Genomic DNA, 25,800 nt, shown 5'->3' with positions numbered 1-25,800 from the left:
TTCTCCCCGCCGCCGACCCGACCGCCGTTACACCTCTATGTCTCCTGCTCGTAGTTCGGTGCCGACGATGACCGACACCGAGCACCCGTTCTCCCGGGACCGGATCGCCGCCGTCGCCGACGAGCGCGGCGTCGGCGAGGGCGACCTCGACGACGCGCTCGCGAGCGTCCAGTCGGCGATCGCGAGGGGCGAGGGCGAGTACGAGTACTCCTCACGGCACAACTTCGGCTGGCGCGACGACGACGCCTACTACCTCTACGGCGACGGCATCTGGCGGACGCTCGCCGACGAGCTCTCGCTGGACGAGGACCTGACCGACGCGGCGCGCGAGGTCCACCGCCGCAGGATGACCGAGTCGGCCGAGCGGCGCGACGAGGCCGACGCCGTCGGCGAGATGCTGGCCGACGGCGCCGAACCGCTGGTGGTCGTCGACACCGCCAGCGGGCCGCCGCTGTACGGCCAGGACGTGTGAACGGCGGTCCCCCGTCGGCTACTCCTCGTCGGGCACGTCGAAGTCGTGGACGGGTTCGCCCGCCTCCTCGCTCATGATCTGGAGGGCGGCCGCGCCGCCGTCGCCGGCCGAGATGACCGCCTCCCACTTCTGGTCGCGGATCATCGACCCGACGGCGAAGGCGTTCTCGACGCTGGTCCGCATGTTGAGGTCGACGTCGACCAGGCCGTCGTCGGTCGTCTCGCAGCCCAGCTGCTCGGGGAGCTCGGTGTCGGTCCCCGTGGCGAACACGACGTACGCGGCGTCGTACTCGCCGTCCTCGGTCGTCACGGTGAACCCGTCGCCGTCCTCCTCGACGTCGGTGACCGCCTCGCCCACGCGGAGGTCGGCGTCGAAGCTCTCGACCTGCTCGCGGGCCCGCTCCATGAACTCGCTGCCCAGGATCTCGTCGATGCCGAGGTAGTTGTACACGTGGGCCTTGTGCATCCACGTCTCGTCGGTGTCGAACACCACGGTGTCGAGGTCGTTCTTCGCGGTGAACAGCCCGGCGCTGAGGCCGGCGGGGCCGCCGCCGACGATTGCTACGTCCGGCATATTTTACCGAACGGCGCTGAGTGACGTAAACGTTGAGGCCCCAACCTGTTCTGCCGCCTCCGGAACCGCCGAATTCGCCGCGGAAATCGGTTACGGCCGGTCTTCGGTATCGGGTACGTCGCTCAGAAGTCGTCGAGCCTGGTCTGGTCGCCGAGCAGCGGGCGGGCGTCGTACCCGTACCGGGTCGCGAGGTGGTCGGCGAACGCCTCGTCGAAGCCGTGGTGGGTGTAGACGACCTCCGGGTCGACCGCCCGGACGGTCGCGACCAGTTCGTCGAAGTCGCAGTGGTCGGTCAGCGGGAAGGTGACGTCGTAGCCGCCCCGGTACCGGAACGACTCGTCGACCGCCCACCCGGAGAAGCCGGCCTTCAGGCCGTCGTGGCGCTCGACGAGGTCCGTCACCCAGTCGGTCCGCGAGAGGTGGGTCGGCAAGACCACCACCTCGTCGCCCGCCAGCGGGTCGCCGCCGTCGGCGGCCAGCGTCTCGGCCGGGAACGAGAGGTCGGTCGCCGACTCGACGGCGTCGTTGACGGTCCGGACCGCGTCGTGGACCACCAGCCGGCGGTTCGTGGCCTGCGAGGCGAGCCGCTGGAGCTTCTGGGCCCGGCCCAGCGAGTAGCCGAACAGGAAGAGGGGCCGGTCGGGCGCGTCGGCCAGCCAGTCCCGGATCGCGGCCTGTAGCTCGTCCTCGGCCGGGAAGCGGTAGTCCGGCTCGCCGTAGGTGGTCTCCATCACCAGCACGTCGGCGTTGACCGGGTCGAACCCCTCGAGGTAGAGCCGGTCCCGGACCGAGAAGTCGCCGGTGTAGAGGTAGCGCCTGTCGGCCCCGTCGGCCCGGTCGCGCCCGTCGACCTCGACCAGCGCCGCCCGCGACCCGACGACGTGGCCGGAGGGGTACAGCGTCACCTCGTCGGTCCCCTCCCGGTACGCGGGAACCGACTTGCCCGTCCGGGCCTCCACCAGCGCCGCCGTGGCGGCCGAGCAGACCACCGTCTCCGGCGTCCGGCTGAAGGTGTGGTCGGCGTGGGCGTGGCTCACGACGTTCACGTCGCCGACCGCGCTCGACGCGTCGGCGACGAAGGTCCGCCCGGCGCCGCCGGGTCCGTCCGCACCTCCGCCGTCCGCGCCGTCCCCGCCGCCCGCGGGGACCTCGATGTGGATGCCGTCTCGCCGTCGAACTGCCATCGTCGGACCTGGGGGCCGCAGCGCCATTAGTTCCGCGCTCGATGTCCCGGTCTCGTCGTTCCCACCGTCCGAGTCCGTCACCGGCCACCAGTCGCTTCGCAGCTACCGCACCCCCGATCGACCTCCGCGCCACTTTCCGGCAACCCCGTCGTTTCCGCTGTCTGCCGGGCGTCGCGGTCGGTCGCCGTCCGCGGTCGGCGGGACGTCGCGGTTTGCGGTTCTCCTCCGGCGGCGTCGCCCACCGTCACACCGCAGTTTCCGCTGTTTTCCGCCGGACGCGATGGGGCGCGGTGGGGAGGGCCGACCGTCGCGGACGGCCGGCGGCGACCGCCTTTTGGTCGTCCGGCGCGTCTCTCCGGGCGTGATACGACTCCCGATCCGGCGGTGCCCCGATTGCTGGTATATCGGACCGACCCGGAAGTTCGTCGCCGCGGACGGCGCGCGCTACCGGTGCCCGCGCTGCGGCCGCGAGGTCGAGGCCCCCGACCCGCGCCTCAACTGAGCGCCGGGTACGCCCCCCGTTCCGGCGTCGACCGATGGTCGGTCTCCGGTCGATCCGGGCCGATTTGGCACCGTGCTCGACAACCCGGGTCGACCGAGACCGACTCCTGATGGTCGACCAGCGTCGACCCCGTCGGTTCCGCTGTCTGCGGTCCGTCGCTCCACACCGCTGTTTCCGCTGCCCTACCGTCCCTCAGACGGGCCTCGGCCGGTCTCGCCGCCGTGCGGACACCGCCGTTTCCGCTGCTTCGACCGCCGCGGGCCACACCGGCGTTTCCGCTGTCTTGGCGCCGTCTGGAGACGCGACCCCACGTCAGAGCGGCGTCGCTTCGGTGCGGGACGTCTCCGATACCGGACGAGCGCCGCCGGATAAACGACGGGCATCGTTCCCGCCCTCGAACGGTTTCCACCCGCGTAATCGCGGATTTCCGCCGGGAACGCGCTCGTTGGTCGGGCCGTTCCGTCCGTCCCGGGGGTCGCCGAATCCGAATCGGTAAACCGTCGGAGCGACTACCGGCACGTATGCAACCGACGCTGTCGCGGCCGGTCGTCCTCCACGCCGGCCCGGTCGCGAGCCCCGACCCGGCCTTCGTGGCGCTGCTCGCGCTGGCGGGGCTGGGCTCGGCGGTGGTGCTCGGCCTCGCGCTGGCCGCGCTGGTCCGGCGGCGCTCGCGGTCGTACCTCCTGGTGACGCTGGCGCTGGCGACCCTGCTGGCCCGGACCGGCGTCGCGGCGCTGTCGCTCACCGGGTCGGTCGACGCGGGGTCCCACCACCTGCTCGAACACGGCCTCGACGCCGCGATGGCGGCCCTGGTCGTCGCGGCGGTGTACGACGCCCGCTCTGCCCGGAAGGCCGCCGCCGAGGGGTCAGAGCCGCGCGTGCGAAGCGACGGCGGGCGCGCCGGGTACAGTGGCGGCGCGGGCGCGGAGGAATCGACTTCCCGCCGAGACGGCGACCGGGAGGGCCGGCGATGAACGCGACCCGCCGCGCCATCGCCGACCACGTCCGGGCGAACCCGGGCGTCCACTTCAACGGGGTGGTCCGGGGGCTCGACGTCGCCCCCGGTCAGGTCCAGTACCACCTCCGGCGACTCCGCGAGGAGGGCGAGGTCGTGGCCGACGAGGTCCAGGGCCGGACCCACCTCTACCCGCCGGCGTACGACGACTGGGAGCGGTCGGCGCTCGCGATGTTCCGGCGCGAGACCGCCCGCGACGTGCTGGCCCACCTGCTCGACGCCGGCGAGACGACGCCCGCCGCGCTCGCCGACGACCTCGGGCTGGCGCGCAGCACCGTCGAGTGGCACCTCGACAACCTGACCGACTACGACCTGGTCGAGAAGCGCCGGGAGGGCAACCGGGTCTTCCTCGAACCAGCACGGCCGGCGGCCACCGCCGACCTGCTCGGCGAGATCACGCCGTCGCTGCCCGAGCGCATGGTCGACCGGTTCGCGAACCTGGTCGACGGGCTGGTCGAGGAGGGGTGAGTCCGCGTGCCCCGCGGTCGGTTACAGGAGCGATTCGCAGTCGGAGAACCGCCGCGAGCCGGTTCGCGTCGACGCTCGGGGCGCTCGGCGCGGTCGTCGGTCCCCCGGCCGGCTCGTTCGGAAAGGAAATCGTCATACGGTGGGACTTGTAAAGGCCTCCAAGGATGAGCAAGGAGGGTACCGATGCGCGTCATCATCGTCGGGGCGGGTGAGGTCGGGTCGTCCATCGCTGCCAGCCTCGCGGACACGCACGAGGTGGTCGTGGTGGACACCGACCCGGAGCGAGTGGACACGCTGACCTACTCGCTCGACGTGCTCGCCATCGAGGGCGACGGCACGTCGCTGTCGACGCTCCGGGAGGCGGGCATCGACGAGGCGGACATGATCATCGCCAGCACGGACGACGACGAGACCAACCTGGTGACCTGCGGCACCGCCAAGACCATCGACGACCCGTTCACCATCGCCCGGGTGAAGAACGTCGACTACCTCGAGACGTGGCAGCACGCCGCGGACAGGCAGGCGTTCGGCGTCGACTTCATGGTCTGCACCAACCTGCTCACCGCCGAGGACATCGTGCGGGTCGTCGGCCTCCCGGCGGCCCGCGACGTCGACCCCTTCGCCGGCGGGGCGGTCCAGATGGCCGAGTTCGAGGTCAGCGACGACAGCCCGGTCGCCGACCAGACCGTCCGGGAGGCCGACCGGTTCGACTCGCTGACGTTCGCGGCGCTGCTCCGGAACGGCGACGTCGAGATCGCCCGCGGGGAGTCGCGCATCCGGCCGGGCGACAAGGTGGTCGTCATCGGCAGCCCCGAGAGCGTCCAGGCGTTCGCCCGCGAGGTCGCCCCGGCGGAGACGCCGTCGAGCAACGAGGACCTCGTCATCATCGGCGGCAGCGACATCGGCTACCACACCGCCCGGGAGCTCGAGGAGCGGGGGCTCCACCCCCGACTCATCGAGCGCGACCCCGACCGCGCCCGGGAGCTGGCCGAGAAGCTGCCCGACACCGTGGTGATGGAGAGCGACGCGACCGACGCCGAGTTCCTCGCGCGCGAGCACGTCGACGAGGCCGACGCCGTGGTCGCGGCCCTCGAGAGCGACGAGAAGAACCTGCTGGTGTCGGTGCTCGCCAAGCGGCTCGGCGCCGACCGGACCGTGGCCGTCGTCGAGACCACCGAGTACGTCGACCTGTTCGAGACCGTCGGGGTCGACGTGGCGGTCAACCCCCGCGAGGTCACCGCCGAGGAGATCACCCGGTTCACCCGCGAGCTCCACACCGAGAAGGTCGCGCTCATCGAGGCCGACAAGGCCGAGGTGCTCGAGATCGAGGTCGACGACGAGAGCGTCCTCATCGACCGGCCCATCCGGGAGGCGGTCGCGGACCTGCCGAAGGGGTTCGTCATCGGCGCCATCACCCGCGAGGGCCGGTTCATCGTCCCCCGCGGCGACACCGTGATCGAGCCGGGCGACCACGTCGTCGCGTTCGCGGAGCGCGACGCGCTGGCCGCCGTCAGCGACCGACTGTAGGAGTACACGATGGTGAATCTCAGGGTCGACTGGCGGGCCAGCGTGGCGCTGGTCGGCACGGTGGTGAAGTGGCTGGCGGTCGCGATGGTGTTCCCGCTCGCGCTGGCGGCGTTCTACGGCGAGGGGCTGGTCACCTTCCTGGCGTCGATGGCCGTCGCGGTCGCGGCGGGCTGGAGCCTCGAACGGCTCGACGACGACCCCGACCTGGGAGCCCGCGAGGGGTTCCTGATGGTCGGGCTGACGTGGCTCGCGGTCTCGGTGGTCGGCGCGCTCCCCTACGTCATCGCCGGCCAGGGGACGGTCGCCCACCCGGTGAACGCCCTGTTCGAGTCGATGAGCGGGTTCACGACCACGGGGGCCACCGTGATGGGCGACATCGGCTTCGACACCCACTCGCGGGCGCTGATGATGTGGCGCCAGCAGACCCAGTGGCTCGGCGGGATGGGCATCGTGGTGCTGGCGGTCGCTATCCTCCCGGAGCTGTCGGTCGGCGGCGCCCAGCTGATGGACGCCGAGGCGCCCGGCCCGGGCATCCAGAAGCTCACGCCGCGGATCGCCGAGACCGCCCGCGCGCTCTGGACGGCGTACCTCGGCATCACCGCGCTGGAGATGGTGCTGCTCTACGGGCTGCATATCGTCGGGCTCGCGCCCAACATGACCCTCTACCAGGCGGTCGCCCACGGCTTCACCACGATGGCGACCGGCGGGTTCTCGCCCGCGGCCCGGAGCATCGAGTACTTCTCGGCGGCGGTCCAGTGGCTCATCGTCCCGTTCATGGTGGCGGCCGGCACCAACTTCGCGCTGTTCTGGCACGCCCTCAACGGCGAACCCGAGGTGTTCGGCGAGGACACCGAGTTCCGGTTCTACGTCGGCGTGCTGGCGGTGTTCACCGGGCTGGTCGCGGTGCTGCTGTTCACCGGCGATACCCTCCAGCCGACCCGCGTCGGCCCCCTCTCCGGGAACGTGGAGCTGTCGGTCCGCCACGCGGTCTTCCAGGTCGTCTCGCTCGTGACGACGACCGGGTACGCCAGCATGGACTTCGCGCAGTGGGGCCGGCCCGCCCAGTACGTGCTGTTCGTGGCGCTGTTCGTCGGCGGCTCGGCGGGGTCGACCGGCGGCGCGGTCAAGATCGTGCGGTGGCTGGTCATCCTCAAGTCGCTCCGGCGCGAGCTGTTCACCACGGTCCACCCCGAGGCGGTCCGGCCGGTCAGGCTCGGCGGCCGGGCGCTCGACGAGCGCGCGATCCGGGGCATCTACGCGTTCACCCTGCTCTACCTGGTCATCTTCTTCTTCGGCACCATGGTCGTGTACGTCATCGGGGTCCCCGCGGCGGACCTCGTCGCGCTCGACGCGATGAGCGCGGTCGCCGCGACCCTCGGCAACGTCGGGCCGGGGTTCGGCATCGTCGGGCCGATGGAGAGCTACCTGCCGTTCCCGCCCAGCACGAAGCTGTTCATGGTGTTCCTGATGTGGATCGGCCGGCTGGAGATCCTGCCGGTGCTGGTGCTGCTGACGCCGGCCTACTGGCAGACGTAGCGGTCGGTCCCACCGTCAGCGTCCCGTTCTCATCCGAAGATCCGACGGACGTACCGACCGAACGGCGTTATCGCCTCCCTGAGCCGACCCGCCACGCCGGTCGGCCGGGCGTAGACGAGCACCGGCACGCCGAGGTCGTCGGCCCGCCGGATGACCTGATCGGGCGTCGAACCCAGCACCCATCGCTTGAACTGTCGGGTCCGCGACGCGCCGATGAGCAGCGGACCGCCCAGGTCGGCGGCCGCGTCGACGAGCCCGTCGGCCACGGTGTCGGCCTCGATCTGGTGGCTCTCGACCGAGATGCCCGCAGGGAGCGCGTCGAGCGTCTCCCGTATCACCTCCGGCGTCCCGGCTCCCTCGCCCCGCCCGCCGGGCCGCACGTTGACGACGTTGACTGCCGCACCCGCCTCGCCGAGCGCGCCGACGAGCGGTAGCATCGCGTCGTGGTGGGGACCGCCGCCCGCGCCCACGTTGACGGTGTCGATGCGGTCGGTGTCCTCGGCGTCGAAGCCCTGCGCGAACACGACGTCGCAGGGCGCGTCGTACTCGACCTTCTCGGTCACTTCGTAGTGTTCCTGGGGGTATCCCATAAGGATGAGGTCGGCCCCGTCGTCGCGGGCGGTCTTGTTGATGTCGAAGCCGATGTCCCGGGAGATGTGACCCTCGACGGTGTACTCGGCGTCCACGTCCGCCTCGCCGAGTCGCTCGACGAGCCGGTCCGCCCGCTTCTGGGCGTCGTCCTCGACGGTCTCGTACGGCGTCTGCTCGGGAATGTGAGTGACGTTGACGACCTGGAGAATCGGGTCGTCCGCCCGGACGTTCGCCAGCGCCGCGGCCAGCCTGACGTGGCTCGGCGCGCGGTCGATCCGCGCGACCGGGACCAGCACCCGGAACCGGTCCTCGGATTCGGCCGCGGCCGCTTCCTCCGCGCTGGCGATCTCCTCGGCGGCCGCCGCGAGGTCCGCGTCCCCGGACGCCGCGGCGGTCCGGTCGGACACCCTGGCTCTGGCCGCCTCCACGACGTCGCCGCCGTTTGTCGTGCCGAGCGGCTGGCGCCGGCCCACGGCCTCTCTGGTGAGCTCCTCGACGTCGGGTGCACCGCCCCACGCCAGGTACGCGCCGACGAGCACGAGTTCGACAGCGACCCCGATGGCGATGCCCGTCGGCGGCAGGTTGGTGATGAGCGCGAGGTTGGCGATGATGCCCAGGATCGGCACCCACGGCGTGAACGGCACCTCCAGCGGCCGGTCCATGTCGGGGAACCGCCGCCGGGAGACGATGAGCGCGACGTTGACCACCGCGAGCGGGCCGAGCAGGTTGAGGTTGGCGAAGCCGGTCAGCGCGTCGAGCCCGAGGTGGAGCACGCCGAGGCCGCCCTCCGCGGGGAACAGCGACATGAACACCAGGACGAGCAGCGAGATGGTGGCGGTCACCGCGGTGACGCTCCAGAACGGGGTGCCGTACTCGGGGTGGATGCGGCTGAACCGCCGGGGCGCCTGGCCCTGCCGGCCCATCAGCGACCCGATGCCCGAGGCCGCCAGGATGGAGGCGTTCGACGCCGACACCATGCTGAAGATGGCCCCGGCCACGATGAGCCACTTGCCGAAGCTGCCCAGGAACGCGGCCGCGACCTTCCCCATCGCGGTCTCGCCCTGGCGGGCGACGACCTCCGGCGGGATCGGCGAGTTGACCATGGCGACGATGACGAAGATGTAGAGGACGGTGACGGTGAGGATGCTCGCGCCGATGGCCCGCGGGACGACCCGGCGGGGCTCGATGATCTCGCCCGCGCTGGCCGCGATGGCCGAGAACCCGAAGAAGGTGATGAACGCGACCGCGGCGATGGAGACGATGCCCCCGGCGTCGGCCTGGAACTCCCCGGCGAACGTGCCGACCGCCTGGGCCGGCCCCTCGTAGACGAACGCGCCCGCGATGAACACCAGCAGCACCGCCACCTTCGCGGCGGTCACCAGCACCTGGAACGTCCCGCTCTCCTCGGTCCCCTGGGCGTTGAGGTAGCCCAGCAGTATCGCGGTTGCGACGGCGACCGTCCCGTGAGGGATCGGTATCCCGTGCGGGATGAGGAACTGGTGGAACCACTCGCCCATCGTGGCGAGGTAGAACGCGGTCGTCGCGCAGTAGCCCATGAACAGCGACGCGCCGACCGCGAACAGCAGTCGGTCGTCCTCGAAGGTGCGCGAGGAGAAGAGGTAGCCGCCGCCGTTCTCCGAGTAGATGGAGGCGAACTCCGAGTAGGAAGCCGCCGTGATTCCCGCGATGACCGCCGCGATGACGAACGAGACGACCGCGCTGCTGCCGACCGCCGCCACCGCGGTGCCCGACAGCGAGAAGATGCCCGCGGCGATCATCGTCCCCAGCCCCAGCGCGAACGCGACCCTGAACCCCAGAGTACGAGTGTGCTCTGCCATGCGTCGCTCCTTCCAGGACGATACCCTGCGCGCGGTAACGAAAGTGACGGCCACGGGAATCCGAGCCCCGGTCCGGTTGTCGTTTCCGAAACAGCGGCCGGTCGAAACGGAGTGTTCGAAACGCCCGGAAGCGGCCGGCGGCCGTCCGACGCGTCGCCGGCGGGTACGGACCGGGCCGACAGTCGGCGTCGGCTACCGACCGAACAGCCGCTCGGTCAGCGACCGCCGCCGGCGCTGCTCGGCCAGCAGCACCGAGCAGTCGAGGTGGTCGACGACGTCGAGCGCCGGCGATCCCCCGAGCAGCCGCGAGAGCATCCCCCGCTCGGTCGCGCCGAGCACGACCAGCGTGTGGTCGCGGGCCGCGCGCTCGATGGCCGCCTCCACGTCGCCGGTCTCGACGCGGAGGTCGGCGTCGGCGAGGCCGCGGTCGGCGGCCCACGATTCGAGGAACGCCCGGGCCGACTCCTCGTCGCCGTCCGCCACGTGGAGCAGCGTCACCGCCGAGCCGTACTCGGCGCGGAGGTCGGTCGCCACGCTCGCGCTGAGGTCCGAGTCCGGCCCGCCGGCGGTCGGCACCAGGATGCGCTCGGGGTCGAACCCGCGGTCCTTCAGCACGAGGAAGTCGCAGGGGAGGTCGGCGGTGAGCTCGTCGAACGTCCCCTCGACGCGACCGGGCGCGCCGTGGGAGTCCGGGCCCCAGCCCATGACCGTGAGGTCGGCCCCGTGGTCCCGCGCCACGTCGAAGATCTCCTCGAAGCTCTCGTGGGAGAGGACGGTGTGGGTCTCGACCGGCACGCCGAACGTCTCGGCGTCGCGCCGGGCCTGCTCCAGCAGCTCCGCGGACTCCCGGTCGATCTCGTCGACGTGCTCGGCGCCGTACTCCAGGGAGGTCTGGTCGGGCACCGAGACGACGTGGACCGCGTCGACCCGGCCGCCGCGCTGCCTGGCGAGGGCGCTCGCGAGCGTGATGAGGTCCTTCTCGTGCTCGGGGTTGGCCAGCGGGACGAGGACCCGGAACGACCCGCCGTCGGGCGAGACCGTCCGGGCGGCCGACACCGCCCCGTCGGGCATCTCGTCGGCGCGGTGGAGGACGTACTGGCTCAGCACGCCCTGCTTGTCGGCCCGCCGGCGCGCGTAGACGAAGTACCAGACGACGCCGCCGGCCACGAACAGCAGCGCGAGCGTGATTTCGATGGGCTTCATGAACGCGATGAGGCCGAACGAGCTCGCCGCGCCGAGGACCGGGACGACGGGGTACAGCGGGACCCGGAAGTCGGGGTCGTACTCCGGCGCGTCGGACTCGCGCATCACGACGAGCGCGAGGTTGAGCAGGCCGTAGACGATGAGGTGGAGGACGCTGCCGGCCTTCGCCAGCGTCTTCACGTCGCCGACGAGGATGAACGCGACGATTATCGCGCCCGTGATGGCGATCGAGCGGTACGGCGTGGTGAACCGCTCGTGGATCTGGTTGAGCCACGGGCTCACGAGCCTGTCCCGTCCCATCGCGAAGTTGATGCGCGACGACGCCAGGATCGAGGCGTTCGCCGAGGAGGCGGTCGCGAGCAGCCCCGCGAACGTCAGCAGCCCCACGCCGGCGGCCGCGAGGCCGACTCGCCCGAACGCGATCCGGGCCACGTCGAGCACCGGCGTCGCGCTCGCGCCGAGCGCGTCCCAGTTGATGACGCCCATCAGCACGACCATGATGACCGCGTACATCAGCGTCACGATGGCGACGCTGCCGATGACCGCCAGCGGGAGGTTCCGCCCGGGGTTCTTGATCTCCTCGGCGACGGTCGTGATCTTGGCGAACCCGAGGAACGAGACGAACACGAGCGCGGTGGCGGGCAGGACCGCGGCCGCGCCGCCGGTCTCCTCCGGGAAGAACGGCCGGAGCGTCGAGAAGTCGCCCTGCAACATCCCGAGGACGCTGAACACCGTCAGGATTGCCACGAGCGTGACCACGATGACGTTCTGGAGGCGACCGGTCTCCTTCGCGCCGACGTAGTTGACGGTCACGAAGAAGACGCCCGCGGCCAGCGCGCCGACCTGGTTGGGCGAGAGCACGAGCGGGCCCAGCGGGACCGCGGGCATCGGCAGGAACGTGGCGAGGTACTCGCCGAACCCGAGGGTGTAGAACGCCGAGGCGAACGCCAGCCCCATCCAGTTGCCCCAGCCGGCGATCGAGCCGAACAGCGGACCCAGCGCGTGGTTGACGTAGTAGTAACTCCCGCCGGCCTTGGGCATCGCGGTGCCGAGCTCGCTGGCCGACATCGCGGTGAACATCGCGATGACCCCGCCGACGACGAACGAGAGCGCGACAGCCGGTCCCGCGGCCGCGGCCGCCTCGCCCGGCAGCACGAAGATGCCCGCGCCGATCATCGTGCCGACGCCGATGGTCAGCGCCGCCAGCGGGCCGAGGTCCTTGGCGAGTTCCTCGTCGCCCATCTACTCTTCCTCCCCGTCGGTGTCGTCGACGACTTCCGCGTTCGGCAGCGCGACCACCGGCCGGTCGGTTTCGGTGACCAGCGACAGCGCCACGTCGCCCGTGAGCAGCCGGGCGAGTCGGCCGCCTCCCGTGCGGGGGACGAACACGATAGCGTCGGCGCCGACCTCCGCGGCGGCACGCCGGATTCCCTCGGCGACGTCGGTGTCGTAGACGATCCGCGTCTCCGCCCCGGCGTCGAGTTCGGCGCTGGCGGCCGCGAAGGCGCGCTCGGCGACCGCCTCGCGCTGCTCGACGCCGGCCTTGTCTGGCGCGCCGCCGGCCTTCTCGACGACGTAGGCGAAGGTCGCGGCCGTCTCCCCGAGGTCGAAGTGCTCGCGGAGCGCGCGGGCGGTCCTCCTGGCGTCGTCCTCGCTCGCGACCGGGACGAGAATCGCGTCGAACGTGGGTCCGCTCATGAGTCGGCCCAGCCGGGTTCCGGCAGCGGGCGTCCCGTCGCTCCGGTTACCGTGCGCTCTCGGGTGTTCCTGACGAGAGACTTCATTGGTCGAGAAGACCGAACGAGCCACCTTAGTTCATTCGGAGACGCGGACGACGGCGGGTCCGAAACCACGTCGGAGCGGGGCTCCCGAACTCCGCCCGTCTGTGCTCGCGAGCCGACTGCGGCGCCCTCCGGCGGCCGGCTAAAAGACTGAAAGGGCTCACTCTGTTACTGAACGCCAATGTCGGGCGACCCGGAAGGCGGGGACCTCGGACTCACCGGGGCGGTCTCGATGGCACTGGGAGGTATGATCGGCGGCGGTATCTACGCGGTCCTCGGCGTGGTGGTGAAGGTCACGGGGGCGCTGGCGTGGCTCTCCTTCGTTCTCGCGGGAATCGTCGCGCTGTGCGCCGGCTACTCGTACATCAAGCTGAACCAGCTGAGCAACCCCGAGGGCGCGTCGCCGACCTACCTCGAGTGGTTCGCCGACAGCTCGACGCTCGCGGGGATGGCCGGCTGGACCCTGCTGTTCGGGTACGTCGGGTCGATGGCGATGTACGCCTACGCGTTCGGGAGCTACGCCGTGGACATGCTCCACGTCGAGCAGGTGTTCGGGCTCCCGCTCCGGGCGCTGCTCTCGCTGGGCATCGTCGGGGTGTTCGTCGGGCTGAACCTGGTCGGCGTCGAGGAGTCGGGCTGGGTCGAGGTGGTGCTGGTCGTGGTCAAGATCGCGGTGCTCGTCGGATTCGTGGTGTTCGGGCTCTGGTACGCCTTCACCAGCGGCGCCGGGACCGCGACCGGAGGGGCACTTCAGCTCGGGCTCGGCTCCATCGGGTTCGCGCCCATCATGGCGGCCGCGATGTCGTTCGTCGCGTTCCAGGGCTGGCAGCTGCTGATGTACTCCCAGGGCACCATCGAGGACCACAGCGACACCAACCCGACCGCCATCTACATCTCGATCCCGAGCGCGGTCGCCATCTACATCGGGGTCGCGGTCGTCACGACCAGCATCGTCGGGGTCTCGCTGGTCTCCCGGCACCCGGAGGTCGCGCTGGCGACGGCCGCCTCGCAGTTCGGCGGGTCATGGGGCCACTTCATCATCGCGCTGTCGGCGCTGTTCTCGACCGCCAGCGCCATCAACGCGACGCTGTTCACCAGCGCCCAGTTCTCGGACCGGCTTATCGAGAACGAGCTGCTGCCCGACCGGCTCGACGCCAGCTCGCCCGACGAGTTCAAGGAGGGCGAGGACCTCCCCAAGCGCATCATCCTCCTGCTCGGCGTGCTGACCGCGGCGTTCACCGTGGTCGGCAGCCTGGAGGGCATCACCTCGTTCGCGTCGCTGACGTTCATCGTGGTGTTCGGCGGGATGAGCTACCTCGCGCTGACCCAGCGCGACCACGAGGACGTCTCGGCGGTCCCGCCCGCGGTCGGACTGATCGGGACCGTCCTCTTCCTCCCGATGATGGTCTGGCACCTGTGGGCCTCCCAGCGCGGCGTGTTCTACACGGTCGCCGCCATCGCCGCCGTCGCGGTGGTCGTCGAACTCGCGTACTTCGAGACCGACTTGTTCGGCTACTCCTCGGAGGAGGCGACGAGCAGCAGCGACTGAACCCGGGCTGTCGCGGCGGGGCCCGCTCTGCTTCTCCGTCACGCCCGCGTCGCTTCCCGGTTCGCGCCGGTGAACGCCCCGAGGATCTCCGGCGCGAACCCGCGCTTCGAGAAGACGGTGACCAGGTCGCCCTCGCGGACCTCGGTGTCGCCCCGCGGGAGCAGCGCCGACTCGTCGCGCTCGATGGCGACGACCCGGACGTCGTCGGGCAGGACGTCCGCCTCGTCGGCGTCCCGGAGCGTCCGGCCCGCGATGGGACCGTCCCCGCCGACGGTGATCTCGAAGACCTCGGCGCCGCCGGCCAGGTGCATGAAGTCCTCGACCGACGGGCGCTGGACAGCCCGGAAGAGGTACTCCGCGATGAGGTGCTCGGGGTTCTCCAGGACGGTGACCTCGAGCTCGCGGAACAGCCGCATGTGCTCGGGGTTCTGGACGACCGACACCTGCGAGGGGACGCCGAACTCCCGGGCGAGCAGCATCACCATGACGTTGGTGGCGTCGTCGTCGGTCGTGCTCACGATGGCGTCGGCCCGGTCGGCGCCGGCCTCCTCGAGGGTCTCCATCGACGTGGCGTCGGCGTTGAGCACGAGGCAGTCGTGGCGCTGGGCGACCTCGTTCGCCGTCGCCTCGTCGCTCTCGACCACCACGACGTCGTTCGGCTCTCGGGTGACCAGGTCGAGCAGCTGGGCCCCGATGTCCCCCGCACCGACGATGATGATGTACATGTTCTGCCGGGGTTCGTGAAATGGCTTAAAAGTAGCGTTCGTGGAACCGTAATCCGAGTCGATTGCCGACACGTTCGCGGTCGCCCACCGCCGGGGCCGCGGCCCCGGCCCGCTCGAAGCCGGGCCGGGCCAGACGACCGCCGTTTTCGACGCCCGAACCAGAACCCCCTTTCGGGTCCCGTTCCTAGCGTGGGGCGATGGACGACACCGGACCGAGCGAGCACGGACGAGCAGCGGGCGACCGCGACGCCCCGTCGCGCGAGGACCCGGCCGACGGCGCGGGGGACGCCCGGCCGGGCCGGCGGGACCGGGGCATCTCCCGGCGGGAGTTCGCCAAGGCGGCGGTGGCGATCGGCGGCGCCTCGGCGCTGTCGGCGTGCCTGGGCCGGAACGGCGAGCCGGACGTGGCCACCGGGCCCGAGGACCTCTCGACGCTCCCGTCGCGCCAGCACGCGTGGAACGAGTTCCTCCCGACCGACGACCACGGCAACGTCGTCGCGCCCCGCCACCGCATCCTGCTCCTGCTGGACTACGCCGGCGACGGGCCGCCGACCGACGCCGACCGCCGGACCGCCGAGTCGGCGTTCCGGAGCCTCGAACGCGCCTACGCCCGGGGCGGCGACGGCCTGCTGTTCACCGTCGGTTACTCGCCGTCGTACTTCGAGCGGTTCGACGCGAGCCTCCCCGACTCGGTGGACCTCCAGCAGCCCCGGGCGCTCGCGCCGTTCGAGGACCCGGAACTCGACCGCCAGGACGCGGTGGTCCACCTCGCGAGCAACCACGCCTCGGTCGCGCTGGCGGCCGAGCAGGCCCTGCTGGGCGAGAAGTCGACGCTCAACGGCGTCGAGGTGTCGGCCGACCTCGCGGGGGTGTTCGAGACGGCCGACCGCCGGACCGGGTTCGTCGGCGACGGCCTGCCCGCCGACCACCAGGACGTCGACGGCCTGCCCGACTCCGACGTCGTCTCCGAGGACGCGCCGCTCTACATGGGGTTCAAGTCGGGATTCAAGAAGAACCAGGCGACCGAGGACCGCGTGACGATCCGAGAGGGTCCGTTCGCCGGCGGGACCACCCACCAGCTCTCGGAGATCGAGCTCAACCTCGAGCAGTGGTACCAGCAGGACAGCCGGTCCCAGCGCGTGAGCAAGATGTTCTGCCCGGTCCACGCCGAGGAGGACATGGTCGAGGGCGCGGGCGACAACCTCGGCACCTCCGCGAAGATGGAGGAGACGGGCTGTCCCGCCCACGCCGACGAGCACGCCCGCCAGAAGGGCGTGGTCGGTCACTCCCAGAAGTCCGCCCGGGCCCGCGACGACGACGGCTCGCCGCTGATGATCCGCCGGGACTTCAACTCGACCGACGGCGGCCGGGCCGGCCTCCACTTCGTCTCGCTCCAGCGGGCCGTCTCGGACTTCGTCGACACCCGGGAGGCGATGAACGGCGAGGACCTGGCCGAGCGGTCGGCGGTCGGCCAGAAGAACAACAACGGCATCCTCCAGTACATGGAGGTGCTCCGGCGCGGGAACTTCCTGCTGCCGCCCCGGGAGCACCGCGCGCTCCCGACGCCGAACCCGGCGTAGTCCGCGACGCTCACCCCCGTTCGTCGCGGTCGTCGCCGTCCCCGCTCGCCGACGGGGTCCGGGCCGTCTCGCCCGCGGTCAGGTTCACGAACCAGGTCGCGCCGCAGCGACACGTCCCGTCGTCCGTGGGGAGGATGACCCTCCCCGCCGAGAGCCGCGCCGCGTACACCTGTCCGCACTCCACGCACCGGACTCCGTGTCGTTTGCTGGCCATGGATCTCGTTCCTTACCCGGTTGCCGTCCTCCGAATCGAGTCTGCACGGCTAGCCCGCGCGGGGTCGGGTTCACTTCGGGACGTCGAGCGGTAGCTCCCCGACGTCCGCGGCCAGCTCGACGAGCTTCCGGTCGGCGTCGAACCGGACGAGCTCCGCCGCCGCCAGCTTCGGCAGGTGGTTGTGGTAGAGCGAGACGTAGATCCGCTCGCGCTCGTCCTGCATCGCCGTCGGCGAGCGGTCGGTCTCCCGGCGGACGACGTCGTCCGCCAGGTCGGCCACGGCCATCGGCGCCCCCGACGCCTCCAGACGGGAGAGGACGTACCGTCGTCGTCGGTCCGCGAGGACGCCGGTCCGGGCGTCCCGCGACGGGACGTCCCGGACTCCGTCGGACGATCGCCCCGCCCGGGAGTCGCCGTCCCCTGTCGGCTCATCCTCCGACTGCGCTGACTCCTCGAACATACCGGGAGGAACGCCGCTCGGCAGCAAGGGCGTGCGGTGCGTAAATACGCACCCGTTAACTCCGGGCCGGAAGCGGTGCGGCGCTCCGCGTCGGACCGCCGGGGAGCGACCTACTCCGGGGTCGTGTTCTCGTCGTCCGGATGGCTCACCGTCAGCGCGTTCGCGACGAGGTTCCGGTGCGCCCGGCGGAGCAGCTTCGAGAGCGACTGCTGGGAGATGCCGAGCTCGGTTGCCAGGTCGCCCATCGACACCGTCCGGGGGACGTCGAAGTACCCCCGCTCCAGCGCCGCGACGAGCGCGTTCCGCTGCTTCGGCGACAGCCCGTACTGCCCGCCGCCCTTCGGCTCCGACGGGTGGTAGAGCCGGTTCAGCTCGAAGGCCACCCCGTGGCGCCGGCAGTGGTCCCGGAAGTCGGTGACCGACCGGTCGTCGTCGAACCGCATCCGGAGCTCCCAGTCGTCGGCGCGGCCGGTCGCCTCCACGATGGTGGCCCCGGCCTCGAGGTAGGCGTAGACGATGCTCTCGATGTTCTGTGTCCACTCGGCCCTGTAGAGCGTCGCGTCCTCGTACTCGTCGAGCTTGGTCACGTTCCGCGTCGTCGGGTCGGCGTTCACGGCCTCCTCGAACGCGGCCCGGTCGCCGCCGCGGACCCAGAAGTACGGCATCACGACGTCGTCGTCGTGAGCGACGACGCGTTCGATCTCGACGATCATCTCCGGCGTCTCGGCCAGCGTCTCCGAGAGCGCGAGCGCATCGGCCGGGACCGTGAACTCCGCGATCACGCTCATACCGGCCCAACACCGCGCGGCGGGATAAATGCCCGGCGCGGCCGCGGCCGACTACGCGCCGCGGATCAGGTCCGTGACGCCGGCGGTCTCGGCGACGACCCACGCGACGAACAGGAGGTACGACAGCAGCAGCGCGTACGACTCGGCGCCGGTCAGCGAGAGGTCGGTCCGGAGGACGACGAACAGCAGGATCGTCGCCAGCGTCAGCACGCCCATCATCGGGACGGCGACGGCGAAGTTGACCGGGGCGGCGCCCACGATGAGCACGCCGATCGGGATCGCGACCAGCAGGTCGAACGTGTTCGACCCCAGCACGTTCCCGAGGCTGGTCGCGCCGCTGCCCGACTTGGCCGAGCGGACGCTCACCAGCGTGTCCGGGAGGCTTGTCGCGGCGGCGAGGATGGTGACGCCGGCGAGGAACTGCGGGATGCCGAACGCGTGGTTCAGCCCCTCGACCGCGCCGACCAGCTGCTCGACCGCGACCAGGATCACGACGAGCCCGACCGCCAGCTTGCCCCACTGCCGGAGCACCGCGACGTCGCCGGCCGCCTCCTCGGCCTCGTGGTCGCGGACGTCCTGCCACTGGATGAAGAGGTAGAGCCCGTACAGCAGGACGGGGATGACCGCCAGCGGTCGGGTCAGGGTCCCGCCGAGCGCCGCGCCGTCGGACGGGTTGTAGATGACCGCGAGCGCGAACGTGACCAGCAGCACGGAGACGGCGATCATGTAGAACTGCGCCTCCTTGTAGACGATCGTGCGGCTCGACTCGACGTCGTCGTCGGTCGCGACCCCCGACAGCCCCGGGATGACCAGGATGTTGAAGATCGCCGACCCGACGATGGCGCCGACGCCCATGTCGAACGACCCGCCGAGGGCCGTGAAGACGACGCTGGCGAGCTCCGGGAAGCTCGACCCGACCGCGACGATGATCGAGCCCTGCACGACCGCCGGCAGGCCGTAGTGGGCTGCGAGCCGCTCCGCGGCGCTCTCCAGCCAGCCGCTACCGAACCAGATGAGGCCCGTGGCCGCCAGGATCACGGCCGCGTAGACGACGGGCGAACCGGGGAGGAGTCCACCGAGTACCATCGTCCGGACCGACTGATCCGGAGGCTAAATAAGTTCGGTAATTGACTGGAATCGCGCCGGGAGAACGCGAAGATATCGCCGCACCGCGAACCTCTTTGTGGGCCGACTTCCCACGTGCCGGCATGCGCAGAGTCAGATTCCGCGACCCCGCGGGCAGCACCAGAGTCGGCGAGTGGACCGACGCGACCGTCGAGGCGGCCGGCCAGACCTACGACCCGGCCGACGTCGAGCTGCTCCCGCCGGCCGAACCGACGAAGATCGTCTGCGTCGGGCGGAACTACCGGGACCACGCCGACGAGCGCGACAGCGAGATCCCCGACCGCCCGCTGCTGTTCCTCAAGCCGCCGAACAGCCTGTCGGCCCACGGCGACACCGTGCCCCTCCCGGCCGGCAAGGAGCGGGTCGACCACGAGGCCGAGCTCGCGGTCGTGATGGGCGAGCAGGCCCGCGACGTCGCCGCCGACGAGGCGATGGATTACGTCGCCGGGTTCACCTGCATGAACGACGTGTCGAACCGCGACGACCAGGACCGCGAGCAGAACTGGGTCCGCGGCAAGGCGTTCGACAACTCCGCCCCGCTCGGGCCGGTGCTGGCGACGCCCGACGAGGTGCCCGACGACGCCGCGGTCGAGCTCCGGGTGAACGGCGAGACCCGCCAGTCGTCCTCGCGCGAGGAATTCATCTGGTCGGTGCCCGAGCTCATCGAGGAGATCACGACCTACATGACCCTCGAACCCGGCGACGTCGTCTCGACCGGGACGCCCGCGGGGGTGGCGCCCCTCGAAGACGGCGACGAGGTCGAGGTCGAGGTGGAGGGCGTCGGCGTCCTCCGCCACGGCGTGCGCGAGCCCTGAACCGGGCGGCACCGGTCGACGGGGTCGGCCGAGAGCCACCGGATCGACCCCGAACGAGGGTGTTTTCCCGACCGGGCGCGTTCTGTCGGACGATGACCGACGAGCGCGCGACGGTGACCTGTCCCGACTGCGACCTCGACGAGACGTTCGACCGGCTCGGCGCCGCGCGGGCCCGCATCGAGACCCACCGGACCGAGGCCGGCCACGAGGCCGAGTGGGAGCTCCACCGGCTCGATTCGGGCGTCGAACGCGCCGGCGCGGACGCCGGCGTCTGCGGCCGGCCGGAGTGCACGAACGCGAAGTCGCCGCTGTACCGCGACGAGTAGAGCGGAGTCGGTCCGACCACCGACCGCTCGTCGCCGACGCCCGCGCCGGCCCCGCCGCCCCTTTTCGACGCACGAACCAGAATCGGTATTCGTCCGACGCGGCTAGAGCCACCCAATGAGACGACGCGACTTCCTCCGGGCGGGGGCGCCGCTCGGCCTGGCCGGGCTCGCCGGCTGCACGGGACTGCTCGAGACCCAGTCGGCCAGTTCGAGCCAGTTCACGACGGTGGCCAACCGCAAGGAGCAGGTCTACTACCCCACCCACGTCGACGGGATGGCGATGCTCGGCATGGGCGACAAGGGGCGGTACAAGGTCGGACTGATGTACAGCACGCCCCACGCGTTCTGGAACGTCACCGGCAGCGAGAAGAGCCTCGTGCGGGTCGGCGAGGACGTGACCGCCCACCTGATGGCCACCCTCTGGGACGAGCGGACCCGCACCGTGCTCCCGACCGCCAACGTCTCGGCGACCATACTGAAGGACGGCGAGGAGGTCGACTCGCGGTCGCTCTGGCCGATGCTCTCCCAGAACATGGGCTACCACTTCGGCGACAACGTGGAGCTCTCGGGCGACGGGACCTACACCGCAGAGCTCTCCGTCGGGGCGATGCAGGCCCGCGCGATGGGCGCCCTGCGGGGCGCGTTCGGCGAGCAGACCGACCTCGCGGTGGAGTTCGAGCACAGCCGGTCGAAGCTCGGGGACGTCTCGTACAAGCCGCTGCCCGAGAAGAAGGGGAAGGCGGGCGCCATCGAGCCGATGGACATGAAGATGCCCATCTCGCGGGTGCCGAAGCGCGGCGACCTGCCGAACGTGCTCGCGACCGGCGTCAGCGGCGACGCCGACTTCGTCGCGTTCGCGCCCGACGAGAACCCCCACTTCGTGACGGACGGCAAGCGGTACCTCGCGGTGTCGCCCCGCACGCCGTACAACCGCTACCCGCTACCCTTCATGTCGCTGTCGGCGACGCTGAAGCGCGGCGGCTCGACCGTCTACGACGACATCCTCCGGCCGGCGCTCGACCCCGACCTCGGCTACCACTACGGCGCCGCGGTCGACGGCGTGCAGTCGGGCGACTCGCTGACGGTCTCGGTGGACGCGCCGCCGGGGGTCGCCCGCCACGAGGGGTACGAGACCGCGTTCATGAACATGCCGGAGATGCAGATGACGCTCTGACGGCGCGGACCTGCTGAGGTTTTATGCGCTCCGGGCCGAATCGGCGGCCATGCGCTACGTCACCGTGGTCGCGCGGCCGACCGACGGGGCGCTCCACCCGCTCGACCGCGCGCTCCGGGACGAACCGGCGATCCGGCGCGAGGCCATCCACCGCGCGGAGCTGCTGGACGACGACACCATCGTGATGTTCGCGGAGGCGACGGGCGACGCCGACCGGCTCCGCGAGATCCTGGCCGACAGCGACCACGTCCTGGAGTTCACGGTCACCGCCGACGACGAGGGCCGCGTCTACTCCTACAGCCACTACGACCCCAACGACACCCTCCGGGACCTGCTGCTCCGGCGGCGCGAGCGGGAGCTGGTCGTCCGGATGCCGGTCGAGTACACCGACGACGGCGCGATGCGCGCGACCTACGTCGGCCGCGACGAGGCGTTCCGGCGCGCGATGGCCGACCGGCCCGACGGCGTCGAGATCGAGATCGAGTCGACCGGCGACTACCACCCGAAGGCAGAGGACCTGTTCGCCCGGCTGACCGCCCGCCAGCAGGAGGTGCTCCGCGCCGCGGTCCGGCTAGGCTACTACGAGAACCCCCGCGAGGCGACCCACGAGGACGTCGCCGAGGCGGTCGGCCTCTCGTCGGGGACGGTCGGCGAGCACCTCCGGAAGGCCGAGTCGGCGGTGCTGAAGCGGCTGGTGCTCTGAGCTCCGTCGCGAGGCGCCGGCGACGTCCTTACTCCTCGACCTCCTCGGCGTCGATGAGGGCGAACAGGTCCTCGTAGTCGTCGGGGAGCTGCGCGCGGACCTGCTCGATCTCGCCCGCCGAGACGAGTTCGCTGACGAGGCCGAACACGGCCTTCGCGTAGTAGGCCGCGTCCGACCGGTCGACGTTCGCGCGGTCGGCGACCTTCCCGACGAACTCGTCGTAGTCGAACCGCTGGCCGGAGTCGGCCGACTCGAGGTAGTAGTCGACCTCCATCGGCAGCGACGCCGCGAGGTCCTCGGCCTCGCCGGCCTGCAGCCGCTCGCCGAGCGACTGGAGCACCGCCCGGGTCGCGCGGACGGCCCGGCCGGTGTCCGGTAGTTCGAGTCGGTGCTGGACTTCCCCCATGAAGTCGTCGTACTTCATGCTCCGGGCTACCACGGTCGCGCGAAAATACGTAACGGCGGGTCCGGCGTCCGGACCCACCGGTGGGCTCTTGTCAACCTGCGTCGAACGGTAACGCATGTACGACCGGATCCTCGTCCCGACCGACGGCAGCGACCAGTCCGAGCGCGCGTTCGAGCGGGCCCTGGACCTCGCGCTGACCTACGACGCCGAACTCCACCTCCTCAACGTGGTGGACGTGTCGGCGCTGACCGGCGAGTTCGACGGCATGGCGGTGGTCGACAGGCTCGAAGAGGCCGGGCGCGGGATCGTCCACCGACTGCGCGACCGCGCCCGGGAGGCCGGGGTCGACACCGTCGAGACGCTGGTCCGCGAGGGCATCCCGTACTCGACCATCCTCGAGTACGCCGACGACAACGACGTCGACCTCATCGTGATGGGCACCCACGGCCGGACCGGGCTCGACCGGTACCTGCTGGGCAGCGTCACCGAGCGGGTGGTCCGGAAGTCCGACGTCCCGGTGCTGACGGTCCGCAGTCCGGCCGAGGACGGCGAGGACTGAGGCCGCTCGCCTACCCCGCTTCTATCCGCTCGGTCACGTCCATCGTGAGCTCGAAGCTCCGGAGCGCGTCGGCGTACGGCGACCGGGTAGCGCCGGGCTCGCCCGCCTCGACCGCGGCGACGAAGGCGTCGAGTTCCGCGGCGTACATCGCCCCGCTCCCCTCCTCCCGGACCTCCTCGCCGTCCGCGACGCCCGCGAGGCGATGCGCGTCGAAGTCGAGTTCGAGCCGGCAGTTCTCGGCGACGAGTTCGAGTCCGACGTCGCGGGTCGGCGACGCCGAGCTCGCGGCGACGTGGCTCACCGCGCCCGACTCGTGGCGCATCGTGGCCGAGGAGGTGTCGGGGAAGTCGATTGCGTCGGTCACGACCTCCTCGCCGCCGTGGGCCTCGACCGAGTCAACGCCGCCCGCGAGGTACCGCACGAGGTCGTAGACGTGGACCGCCTGCTCGACCACCTGCCCGCCGGACTCGGCCCTCTCCGGCCACCAGTCGAGCGGCGCGACCCCGTCGATCCACCGGCCCTCGACGAGCGCGACCTGCCGGTCGCCGAGGAGGTCGACCGCTCGCTCGACGATGTCGGCGTAGCGGTACATGTGGCCGACCTGCGTGACGAGGTCCGCCTCCGCCACCACGTCCCGGACCCGGCGGGCGTCGTCGCGAGCGAGCGCCAGCGGTTTCTCGACCAGCAGGTCGATGCCGCGCTCGGCCGCCGCGAGTTCGGGGCCGGGGTGCGCGTACGGTGGTACGGCGACGATTGCGGCGTCGGGTTCCTCGGCGTCGTAGCAGGTCGCGGGGTCGGCGTAGGCGCCGATCTGGCCGTTGGCTTCGAACTCGTCTGCCGTGCTGCGGGCGCTCGCTTCGCTCGTCGCGCAGACGCCGACCGTCTCTGCGTCCGGGTTCTCCGAGAGGTTCGCGAGGTGGTCCGCGGCCATGCCCCCCGCACCGATTACCGCGACTTCGACGGTCATAACGGTGTTCGGGCGTCCGCGCGGTTCAGCGTGGTGGCGACCTCCCGGAGCGAGCGGGCGCGTCGGCGGCGGTGGCGCTACCCCGGCAGGAAGACGTTGATGGCGGCCACGACCAGCCCCGCCAGCCCCATCCGGAACGCCGCGACGTACCACCGCTGGCCCGAGATCGAGCCCATGTAGGCGCCGAACGACGCCAGCACACCGACCCCGAGCCCGACCGAGACCGCCGCGGCCTGCGACAGCGTGAACAGCGCGCCCTCCAAGGCGAACGGGATCAGCGGGATCAGAATTCCGATGAGGGGGCCGAGCCCGCTGGCGACGGCGTGGACCGTCCGGGCGCCCTGCTGGCGGCGCTCGAACTGGGTGTCGTCGAGGTCGGTCAGCATCGCGCGCTCGGTCCGCCGGATCTCGGCCCGCGTCTCGGCGCGCTCGATCTCCCAGACGCTCCAGACGCCCGAGGTGCCGAGGCCGACGGCCGCCCCGACGCCGATCTTGACGACCGCGAGCCCGTCCGGGACGCCCGAGAGCACCGCGCCGATCACGACGCCGATGCTGGTCAGGGTCCCGTCGAACCCGTTCGAGACGAAGTACCGCCGGGAGATGGCGCGGACGTCCTCCCGGCCCAGCAGGTCGAGGAAGCGGCGGAGCGAGACCACGCTAGTCCTGTGGCGTCGACCGCTCCTCGACGACGTACTCGCCGGCCGCCGCCTCGTCGATCGAGTGGAGGCTCGCGCCGAGGTCCTCGATGGCGTCCTCGAGGCGGTCGGTCGAGACGTCCTCGCCCTCGACGGTGAGCTTGACGTTCTGTACCTCCTTGTCGAGCTCGATGAGCGAGACGCTCGCGCCCGCGATCCCCTCGACGTCGGCTAGCTGCCGGGCGAACGCCGCCAGCGAGGGTTCGTGGGGCTTCAGGACGTCGGCGACGATTCGACGGATCGGTGGCATCCTCGGGACCCACGGTCGCGACTCGCAAAGGTCTGGCGCACGCCCGGGGGTCCACCGCGGGAGGCCGTCAGCCGGCCTGACCCGCCGGCGGCTCACTCCTCGGCGGGTTCCGCGGCGGCCGGGTCCCCGTGTTCGATTTCGGTCCCGAGCAGGTCGAGGAACTGGGAGAGCCACTCGACGTGGTCGCTCCAGTCCCGACCCGTCACGAGGTTCCCGTCCGTGGTCACGCCGTCGTAGTACTCGCCGCCGGCGCGCTCGACGTCGGCCTCGAGCGCGCTGTACGCCGAGCAGGTCCGTCCCTCGATGACGTCGGCCGCGGCGAGAATCTGGGCGGCGTGACAGATGGCCGCGACCGGCTCGTCGGCCTCGAAGAAGTGCCGGACCGCGTCGAGCACCTCCTCGTGGGTCCGGAGGTACTCCGGCGCGCGCCCGCCGGGCAGCACGAGCCCGTCGTAGTCGGCGGGGTCGACCTCGTCCATCGACGCCGTGAGCTGGAAGTTGTGGCCCCGCGACTCCACGTACGTCTGATCGCCCCGGAAGTCGTGGACCGCGGTCTTGACGGTGTGGCCCGCCTCCTTGCCGGGGCACACTGCGTCGACCTCGTGGCCCACGGCCCGGAGCGCCTGGAACGGTACCATTATCTCGTAGTCCTCGCCGAAGTCGCCGACGATCATCAGGAGTTGCTTGCCGGACATGGGTCTCTCCGGAAGGAGGTACCGCGCGAGAGAGAATATAGCTACTGCCGGTCCGTCGAACGGCCGGACCTGACGGGGG

At 71.2% G+C, this 25,800-nt stretch carries 27 protein-coding genes; 12 read left to right on the top strand and 15 right to left on the bottom strand.

Annotated features, from left to right (window positions below; all coding sequences use genetic code 11):
• Positions 1-67 precede the first annotated feature (67 nt).
• Positions 68-472, top strand: coding sequence for a hypothetical protein (locus ACQUQF_RS23650; RefSeq protein ID WP_435181829.1), 405 nt, complete (start codon positions 68-70; stop codon positions 470-472).
• Between the two features lie 18 nt (positions 473-490).
• Here the strand turns inward: ACQUQF_RS23650 and ACQUQF_RS23645 are convergent, their stop codons facing one another.
• Both ACQUQF_RS23645 and ACQUQF_RS23640 read right to left on the bottom strand, forming a co-directional pair.
• Positions 491-1,045 carry an FAD-dependent oxidoreductase gene (locus ACQUQF_RS23645; protein WP_435181826.1) on the bottom strand — a complete coding sequence of 185 codons (555 nt, stop codon included), beginning with the start codon at positions 1,043-1,045 and terminating at the stop codon, positions 491-493.
• A 122-nt stretch (positions 1,046-1,167) separates the two neighbouring features.
• Positions 1,168-2,229, bottom strand: coding sequence for an mRNA cleavage and polyadenylation specificity factor-like protein (locus tag ACQUQF_RS23640; protein WP_435181825.1), 1,062 nt, complete (start codon positions 2,227-2,229; stop codon positions 1,168-1,170).
• 1,023 nt (positions 2,230-3,252) lie between these two features.
• Between ACQUQF_RS23640 and ACQUQF_RS23635 the strand changes: the two genes are divergently transcribed.
• The 4 genes from ACQUQF_RS23635 (at position 3,253) to ACQUQF_RS23620 (ending at position 7,277) form a co-directional block, all read left to right on the top strand.
• Positions 3,253-3,705 carry a DUF7471 family protein gene (locus tag ACQUQF_RS23635; protein ID WP_435181822.1) on the top strand — a complete coding sequence of 151 codons (453 nt, stop codon included), beginning with the start codon at positions 3,253-3,255 and terminating at the stop codon, positions 3,703-3,705.
• Positions 3,702-4,214 (top strand): winged helix-turn-helix transcriptional regulator, encoded by a 513-nt coding sequence (locus ACQUQF_RS23630; protein WP_435181819.1) that lies wholly within the window; start codon positions 3,702-3,704, stop codon positions 4,212-4,214. Before ACQUQF_RS23635 ends, ACQUQF_RS23630 begins: the two co-directional genes overlap by 4 nt.
• 183 nt (positions 4,215-4,397) lie before the next feature.
• On the top strand, positions 4,398-5,741 hold the full coding sequence (trkA, locus tag ACQUQF_RS23625) for a Trk system potassium transporter TrkA (RefSeq protein WP_435181818.1): 1,344 nt from the start codon (positions 4,398-4,400) through the stop codon (positions 5,739-5,741).
• Positions 5,742-5,750: 9 nt separating this feature from the next.
• Entirely contained in the window at positions 5,751-7,277 is a 1,527-nt protein-coding gene (locus tag ACQUQF_RS23620; RefSeq protein ID WP_435181817.1) for a TrkH family potassium uptake protein, read from the top strand.
• A gap of 29 nt (positions 7,278-7,306) precedes the next feature.
• Here ACQUQF_RS23620 and ACQUQF_RS23615 read toward each other — a convergent pair whose 3' ends face one another.
• From ACQUQF_RS23615 to ACQUQF_RS23605, 3 genes are all read right to left on the bottom strand, one after another.
• Complete coding sequence (locus tag ACQUQF_RS23615) at positions 7,307-9,706, bottom strand: amino acid permease (RefSeq protein ID WP_435181814.1); 2,400 nt, start codon at positions 9,704-9,706, stop codon at positions 7,307-7,309.
• 192 nt (positions 9,707-9,898) lie between these two features.
• Positions 9,899-12,151: an amino acid permease gene (locus tag ACQUQF_RS23610; RefSeq protein ID WP_435181812.1), complete on the bottom strand. Its 2,253-nt coding sequence runs from the start codon at positions 12,149-12,151 to the stop codon at positions 9,899-9,901.
• Positions 12,152-12,607, bottom strand: a complete 456-nt coding sequence (locus tag ACQUQF_RS23605; protein ID WP_435181810.1) for a universal stress protein — start codon at positions 12,605-12,607, stop codon at positions 12,152-12,154. It lies immediately after the preceding gene.
• Between the two features lie 264 nt (positions 12,608-12,871).
• On the opposite strand from ACQUQF_RS23605, the gene ACQUQF_RS23600 reads away from it, so the two are divergent.
• Complete coding sequence (locus tag ACQUQF_RS23600) at positions 12,872-14,239, top strand: APC family permease (protein WP_435181808.1); 1,368 nt, start codon at positions 12,872-12,874, stop codon at positions 14,237-14,239.
• 38 nt (positions 14,240-14,277) lie between these two features.
• Here the strand turns inward: ACQUQF_RS23600 and ACQUQF_RS23595 are convergent, their stop codons facing one another.
• Positions 14,278-14,964 (bottom strand): potassium channel family protein, encoded by a 687-nt coding sequence (locus tag ACQUQF_RS23595; protein WP_435181806.1) that lies wholly within the window; start codon positions 14,962-14,964, stop codon positions 14,278-14,280.
• A gap of 197 nt (positions 14,965-15,161) precedes the next feature.
• Here ACQUQF_RS23595 and ACQUQF_RS23590 point away from each other — a divergent pair, with 197 nt between their 5' ends.
• Complete coding sequence (locus ACQUQF_RS23590; protein ID WP_435181805.1) at positions 15,162-16,544, top strand: DUF7405 family protein; 1,383 nt, start codon at positions 15,162-15,164, stop codon at positions 16,542-16,544.
• 10 nt (positions 16,545-16,554) lie between these two features.
• Here ACQUQF_RS23590 and ACQUQF_RS23585 read toward each other — a convergent pair whose 3' ends face one another.
• The 4 genes from ACQUQF_RS23585 to ACQUQF_RS23570 form a co-directional block, all read right to left on the bottom strand.
• Complete coding sequence (locus ACQUQF_RS23585; protein ID WP_435181803.1) at positions 16,555-16,728, bottom strand: hypothetical protein; 174 nt, start codon at positions 16,726-16,728, stop codon at positions 16,555-16,557.
• 100 nt (positions 16,729-16,828) lie between these two features.
• On the bottom strand, positions 16,829-17,218 hold the full coding sequence (locus ACQUQF_RS23580) for a DUF7344 domain-containing protein (protein WP_435181801.1): 390 nt from the start codon (positions 17,216-17,218) through the stop codon (positions 16,829-16,831).
• A 110-nt stretch (positions 17,219-17,328) separates the two neighbouring features.
• Positions 17,329-18,006 carry a bacterio-opsin activator domain-containing protein gene (locus ACQUQF_RS23575; RefSeq protein ID WP_435181799.1) on the bottom strand — a complete coding sequence of 226 codons (678 nt, stop codon included), beginning with the start codon at positions 18,004-18,006 and terminating at the stop codon, positions 17,329-17,331.
• A gap of 51 nt (positions 18,007-18,057) precedes the next feature.
• Positions 18,058-19,092, bottom strand: a complete 1,035-nt coding sequence (locus tag ACQUQF_RS23570) for a sodium:calcium antiporter (protein ID WP_435181797.1) — start codon at positions 19,090-19,092, stop codon at positions 18,058-18,060.
• 122 nt (positions 19,093-19,214) lie between these two features.
• Between ACQUQF_RS23570 and ACQUQF_RS23565 the strand changes: the two genes are divergently transcribed.
• From ACQUQF_RS23565 to ACQUQF_RS23550, 4 genes are all read left to right on the top strand, one after another.
• On the top strand, positions 19,215-19,946 hold the full coding sequence (locus tag ACQUQF_RS23565) for a fumarylacetoacetate hydrolase family protein (protein WP_435181795.1): 732 nt from the start codon (positions 19,215-19,217) through the stop codon (positions 19,944-19,946).
• 92 nt (positions 19,947-20,038) lie between these two features.
• Positions 20,039-20,272 carry a DUF7542 family protein gene (locus tag ACQUQF_RS23560; protein ID WP_435181793.1) on the top strand — a complete coding sequence of 78 codons (234 nt, stop codon included), beginning with the start codon at positions 20,039-20,041 and terminating at the stop codon, positions 20,270-20,272.
• A 115-nt stretch (positions 20,273-20,387) separates the two neighbouring features.
• Positions 20,388-21,446, top strand: a complete 1,059-nt coding sequence (locus tag ACQUQF_RS23555) for an iron transporter (RefSeq protein ID WP_435181792.1) — start codon at positions 20,388-20,390, stop codon at positions 21,444-21,446.
• Between the two features lie 49 nt (positions 21,447-21,495).
• The gene (locus ACQUQF_RS23550) at positions 21,496-22,149 is read left to right on the top strand and encodes a helix-turn-helix domain-containing protein (RefSeq protein WP_435181790.1); all 654 of its coding nucleotides are present in this window, start codon (positions 21,496-21,498) and stop codon (positions 22,147-22,149) included.
• Between the two features lie 28 nt (positions 22,150-22,177).
• Here the strand turns inward: ACQUQF_RS23550 and ACQUQF_RS23545 are convergent, their stop codons facing one another.
• Positions 22,178-22,573 carry a DUF2267 domain-containing protein gene (locus tag ACQUQF_RS23545; protein ID WP_435181787.1) on the bottom strand — a complete coding sequence of 132 codons (396 nt, stop codon included), beginning with the start codon at positions 22,571-22,573 and terminating at the stop codon, positions 22,178-22,180.
• A gap of 97 nt (positions 22,574-22,670) precedes the next feature.
• On the opposite strand from ACQUQF_RS23545, the gene ACQUQF_RS23540 reads away from it, so the two are divergent.
• Positions 22,671-23,114: a universal stress protein gene (locus tag ACQUQF_RS23540; RefSeq protein WP_435181785.1), complete on the top strand. Its 444-nt coding sequence runs from the start codon at positions 22,671-22,673 to the stop codon at positions 23,112-23,114.
• A 10-nt stretch (positions 23,115-23,124) separates the two neighbouring features.
• Here ACQUQF_RS23540 and ACQUQF_RS23535 read toward each other — a convergent pair whose 3' ends face one another.
• From ACQUQF_RS23535 to ACQUQF_RS23520, 4 genes are all read right to left on the bottom strand, one after another.
• The gene (locus ACQUQF_RS23535; RefSeq protein WP_435181783.1) at positions 23,125-24,081 is read right to left on the bottom strand and encodes a Gfo/Idh/MocA family protein; all 957 of its coding nucleotides are present in this window, start codon (positions 24,079-24,081) and stop codon (positions 23,125-23,127) included.
• Positions 24,082-24,158: 77 nt separating this feature from the next.
• A complete protein-coding gene (locus ACQUQF_RS23530) occupies positions 24,159-24,737 on the bottom strand; it encodes a VIT1/CCC1 transporter family protein (RefSeq protein ID WP_435181781.1) in 579 nt (192 codons plus the stop codon).
• Position 24,738: 1 nt separating this feature from the next.
• The gene (locus ACQUQF_RS23525; RefSeq protein ID WP_435181780.1) at positions 24,739-25,026 is read right to left on the bottom strand and encodes a DUF211 domain-containing protein; all 288 of its coding nucleotides are present in this window, start codon (positions 25,024-25,026) and stop codon (positions 24,739-24,741) included.
• 92 nt (positions 25,027-25,118) lie between these two features.
• A complete protein-coding gene (locus ACQUQF_RS23520) occupies positions 25,119-25,721 on the bottom strand; it encodes a DJ-1/PfpI family protein (protein ID WP_435181778.1) in 603 nt (200 codons plus the stop codon).
• Between the last annotated feature and the right edge of the window lie 79 nt (positions 25,722-25,800).

The sequence above is a fragment of the Halorussus sp. AFM4 genome, from assembly GCF_051194995.1.
GTDB lineage: Archaea > Halobacteriota > Halobacteria > Halobacteriales > Haladaptataceae > Halorussus.
The sequence above is the reverse complement of the archived record's forward strand: the minus strand, read 5'-3'. Positions and strand labels throughout refer to the sequence as shown.

Excerpts from the sequence above, each read along its gene's own strand:
- ACQUQF_RS23650 (WP_435181829.1), top strand. The coding sequence starts at position 68 with ATGACCGACACCGAGCACCCGTTCTCCCGGGACCGGATCGCCGCCGTC.
- ACQUQF_RS23645 (WP_435181826.1), bottom strand. The coding sequence starts at position 1,045 with ATGCCGGACGTAGCAATCGTCGGCGGCGGCCCCGCCGGCCTCAGCGCC.
- ACQUQF_RS23640 (WP_435181825.1), bottom strand. The coding sequence starts at position 2,229 with ATGGCAGTTCGACGGCGAGACGGCATCCACATCGAGGTCCCCGCGGGC.
- ACQUQF_RS23635 (WP_435181822.1), top strand. The coding sequence starts at position 3,253 with ATGCAACCGACGCTGTCGCGGCCGGTCGTCCTCCACGCCGGCCCGGTC.
- ACQUQF_RS23630 (WP_435181819.1), top strand. The coding sequence starts at position 3,702 with ATGAACGCGACCCGCCGCGCCATCGCCGACCACGTCCGGGCGAACCCG.
- trkA (WP_435181818.1), top strand. The coding sequence starts at position 4,398 with ATGCGCGTCATCATCGTCGGGGCGGGTGAGGTCGGGTCGTCCATCGCT.
- ACQUQF_RS23620 (WP_435181817.1), top strand. The coding sequence starts at position 5,751 with ATGGTGAATCTCAGGGTCGACTGGCGGGCCAGCGTGGCGCTGGTCGGC.
- ACQUQF_RS23615 (WP_435181814.1), bottom strand. The coding sequence starts at position 9,706 with ATGGCAGAGCACACTCGTACTCTGGGGTTCAGGGTCGCGTTCGCGCTG.
- ACQUQF_RS23610 (WP_435181812.1), bottom strand. The coding sequence starts at position 12,151 with ATGGGCGACGAGGAACTCGCCAAGGACCTCGGCCCGCTGGCGGCGCTG.
- ACQUQF_RS23605 (WP_435181810.1), bottom strand. The coding sequence starts at position 12,607 with ATGAGCGGACCCACGTTCGACGCGATTCTCGTCCCGGTCGCGAGCGAG.
- ACQUQF_RS23600 (WP_435181808.1), top strand. The coding sequence starts at position 12,872 with ATGTCGGGCGACCCGGAAGGCGGGGACCTCGGACTCACCGGGGCGGTC.
- ACQUQF_RS23595 (WP_435181806.1), bottom strand. The coding sequence starts at position 14,964 with ATGTACATCATCATCGTCGGTGCGGGGGACATCGGGGCCCAGCTGCTC.
- ACQUQF_RS23590 (WP_435181805.1), top strand. The coding sequence starts at position 15,162 with ATGGACGACACCGGACCGAGCGAGCACGGACGAGCAGCGGGCGACCGC.
- ACQUQF_RS23580 (WP_435181801.1), bottom strand. The coding sequence starts at position 17,218 with ATGTTCGAGGAGTCAGCGCAGTCGGAGGATGAGCCGACAGGGGACGGC.
- ACQUQF_RS23575 (WP_435181799.1), bottom strand. The coding sequence starts at position 18,006 with ATGAGCGTGATCGCGGAGTTCACGGTCCCGGCCGATGCGCTCGCGCTC.
- ACQUQF_RS23570 (WP_435181797.1), bottom strand. The coding sequence starts at position 19,092 with ATGGTACTCGGTGGACTCCTCCCCGGTTCGCCCGTCGTCTACGCGGCC.
- ACQUQF_RS23565 (WP_435181795.1), top strand. The coding sequence starts at position 19,215 with ATGCGCAGAGTCAGATTCCGCGACCCCGCGGGCAGCACCAGAGTCGGC.
- ACQUQF_RS23560 (WP_435181793.1), top strand. The coding sequence starts at position 20,039 with ATGACCGACGAGCGCGCGACGGTGACCTGTCCCGACTGCGACCTCGAC.
- ACQUQF_RS23555 (WP_435181792.1), top strand. The coding sequence starts at position 20,388 with ATGAGACGACGCGACTTCCTCCGGGCGGGGGCGCCGCTCGGCCTGGCC.
- ACQUQF_RS23550 (WP_435181790.1), top strand. The coding sequence starts at position 21,496 with ATGCGCTACGTCACCGTGGTCGCGCGGCCGACCGACGGGGCGCTCCAC.
- ACQUQF_RS23545 (WP_435181787.1), bottom strand. The coding sequence starts at position 22,573 with ATGAAGTACGACGACTTCATGGGGGAAGTCCAGCACCGACTCGAACTA.
- ACQUQF_RS23540 (WP_435181785.1), top strand. The coding sequence starts at position 22,671 with ATGTACGACCGGATCCTCGTCCCGACCGACGGCAGCGACCAGTCCGAG.
- ACQUQF_RS23535 (WP_435181783.1), bottom strand. The coding sequence starts at position 24,081 with ATGACCGTCGAAGTCGCGGTAATCGGTGCGGGGGGCATGGCCGCGGAC.
- ACQUQF_RS23525 (WP_435181780.1), bottom strand. The coding sequence starts at position 25,026 with ATGCCACCGATCCGTCGAATCGTCGCCGACGTCCTGAAGCCCCACGAA.
- ACQUQF_RS23520 (WP_435181778.1), bottom strand. The coding sequence starts at position 25,721 with ATGTCCGGCAAGCAACTCCTGATGATCGTCGGCGACTTCGGCGAGGAC.